At 74.4% G+C, this 2590-nt stretch carries 2 protein-coding genes; both read left to right on the forward strand.

The features are described 5' to 3' along the window. Nucleotides 1-154 precede the first annotated feature (154 nt). Nucleotides 155-814 carry a peptide deformylase gene (locus tag ACWEBX_RS39065; protein ID WP_451889455.1) on the forward strand — a complete coding sequence of 220 codons (660 nt, stop codon included), beginning with the start codon at nucleotides 155-157 and terminating at the stop codon, nucleotides 812-814. A 424-nt stretch (nucleotides 815-1238) separates the two neighbouring features. After that, the coding region (locus tag ACWEBX_RS39070) for an ABC-F family ATP-binding cassette domain-containing protein (RefSeq protein ID WP_451889456.1) at nucleotides 1239-2590 on the forward strand (1352 nt) is incomplete at its 3' end.

A 2590-nucleotide genomic window follows, 5' to 3' on the forward strand; every position in this document is an offset into this window, starting at 1 on the left:
ACCTCGGTGACCGGCCTTCCGCACGCCGCATGGACGGACAGGTGGGCGGCAGGGCGGCGCCCGACGGGTGTGTGTCCCGACCCACACGAGGAAAGTCGCGGGACTCGCCCCGTGCCGCCTCGATCGCCCCCGTCCGGCTTGGCATCCTGGCGCGATGGCATCCGAACGTGACCGCAGCGCCCCGCGCATCCCCCTGAGCGACCTGGTCGAGGAACTCCTCGGCCACGAGGGCCCGTTGCCGATCGTCGCGGCCGGTGACCCCGTGCTGCGCCGGGGCACGGAGCCGTTCGACGGGCAGCTCGACCCGCGGCTCCTCGCCCGGTTCGTGGCCGCCCTGCGCGCCACGATGCACGCGGCGCCGGGGGTAGGCCTCGCCGCGCCGCAGGTCGGCGTGCCCCTGCGGATCGCCGTCATCGAGGACCCCGCGCCGGTCTCCGACGAGGTGCGCCTCGCCCGCGGACGGGTGCCGCAGCCGTTCCGGGTGCTGGTCAATCCCTCGTACGAGGGGATCGGTCCTGGGCGGGCGGCGTTCTTCGAGGGCTGCCTGAGCGTTCCGGGCTGGCAGGCCGTGGTGGCCCGGCACGACGAGGTGCGGCTGACGGCCCTCGACGAGCACGGGGAAACGGTCGACGAGGTGTTCCGCGGCTGGCCCGCGCGGATCGTCCAGCACGAGACGGACCACCTGGACGGCATGCTCTACCTCGACCGTGCGGAGCTGCGCTCGCTGTCCTCGAACCACGCGGCAGCGGAACTCTGGTCCCAGCCGACACCGGAACGGGCGGCCGAGGCCCTGGGTTTCACCGTGCCGGACTGATCACCGGTTGATCCCCAGCGGACGCCCGCCGCGGGTCACCGGTTGATCCCCCGGCGGACGCCCGCCGCGCCGACGCGACGGGTGCCGTGCCGGGCGCTCGCCCGCAGTCCCATGGCCGCTCACCTCGGCGCACGCCGGGCCGCTCGCGTCGGTGCCGTGCGGGCCACTCACCCGGTGCCGTGGGCCGCTCACCCCTCTGCCGTCGATCCCCGTTCGCCGCGGGGCCCTGCGCGCCGCTCACCCCAACGCTGTACGGGCCACCCGCCCGGCCCCTGCCGGATCCCCTCGGCGGCAATTCGCAGGCGCTCCAACGCCGGTTCGTTTAGCCTGCCGGTATGTCTACGCCCCGCGTCTCTTAGCTCCAGGACCCGCTTCCACGCCACCCGTGTGTCCTTGAGCCGATTGACTTCTGGAGCGTTTTCCCATGATCACCGTTCGCGGTGTCGACGTGCGCGCCGGCGCGCGTCTGCTGTTGTCCGGCATCTCCTTCACCGTCTCCCCCGGCGACCGCATCGGCCTGGTCGGCCGTAACGGCGCCGGCAAGACCACCCTCCTCAGCACCCTCGCGGGGCTGACGCGGCCCGCCGCCGGTTCCGTCTCCCGTACCGGGGCGGTCGGTCACCTCGCGCAGGACCCGGCCGCGGCGGACCCCGCGGTCACGGTCACCGCGCGGATCCTGTCGGCCCGCGGTCTCGACCGTGCCGTACGGGCCCTGCGCGCGGCCGAGGCCGCGATGGCCGACGGATCCGAACGTGCCATGAACGCCTACGCGCGTGCCGAGGCCGAGTTCCAGGCACGCGGCGGGTACGCGGCCGAGGCCGAGGCGGCCCGGGTCGCCGCGGGGCTCGGTCTGCCGGCCCGGGTGATGGACCAGCCGATCGGCACCCTGTCCGGCGGGCAGCGGCGGCGTGCCGAACTCGCCCGCATCCTGTTCGCCGACGAAGGCACCCTGCTCCTCGACGAGCCGACGAACCACCTGGACGCCGACTCGGTCGCCTGGCTGCGCGGGTTCCTGGCGAGCCGTCGGACAGGGCTCGTCCTCATCAGCCACGACACCTCCCTGCTGGCCGACGTGGTCAACCGGGTCTTCCACCTGGACCCGCACCGCGCGACGCTCGACGTCCACAACACCGGCTGGGCGGCCTACCTCACCCAGCGCGACGCCGACGAGCGACGGCGGGCCCGCGAGCGTGCCAACGCCGAGCGGAAGGCGGCGGCGCTGCACGCGCAGGCCGACAAGATGCGCGCCCATGTGTCGACGGCCGTGGCCGCCAGGAACATGGACCGCCGCGCCGGCCGCCTGCTCGCCGGTCTTGAACCGGTCCGGCAGACGGAGAAGGTGGCCCGGATCCGGCTGCCCGAACCGGCACCGTGCGGACGCGTGCCGCTCGGCGCGGTCGCGCTGGCCAAGTCGTACGGTGATCTGCGCGTCCTCGGCGGCGTCGATCTCGCCGTCGACCGGGGCAGCCGCCTGGTGATCCTCGGCCCGAACGGCTCGGGCAAGACGACACTGCTGCGGCTGCTCGCCGGCCACGACGATCCGGACAGCGGGCGGGTGGTGCGCGGGCACGGGCTGCGTGTGGGCTACTTCGCGCAGGAACACGACACGCTGGACCCCGCCGGAACGGTCCGCGACCACCTCGCCGCCGCGGCGCCGCACCTCGGCGACGGGGAGGTCCGGCGGGTGCTCGGCTCGTTCCTGTTCACGGGCGACGACGCCGGCAAACGGGTCGGCGTCCTCTCCGGGGGCGAGAAGACCCGGCTGGCCAAAGATCG

The organism is Streptomyces sp. NPDC005070, assembly GCF_053600395.1.